General features: G+C 30.7%; 1 pseudogene. It reads right to left on the bottom strand.

The features are described 5' to 3' along the window. Nucleotides 1–218 (bottom strand): annotated as a pseudogene (locus tag KGF46_RS19920) (RNA-guided endonuclease TnpB family protein); the annotation flags it as partial.

Here is a 218-nt window from a genome sequence, read left to right as displayed (position 1 = left end):
TTAGATTTTTGACTTACTGTACCACTTTTAACTATTGAATTTGTTGGTATATATCCAAATTCTTTTAGTCTTACCCACCCAAGAGTAGGTATTTTGACCCTATGCCTTTCAATAGTCCAATCAGTCTTATTATTCTTAGGGAAATATGCTTTTACATCTTGATTTTTCTCTTTCTTGAACTTAGGAAAGCCTTTAGCACCTTTAAAAAAGTCTTTAAA

Origin of the sequence: Clostridioides sp. ZZV14-6153 (assembly GCF_020657855.1) — a bacterium.
Classification (GTDB): domain Bacteria; phylum Bacillota; class Clostridia; order Peptostreptococcales; family Peptostreptococcaceae; genus Clostridioides.
Note: the sequence above shows the minus strand (reverse complement) of the source record. Positions and strands in the feature narration are given on the sequence as shown.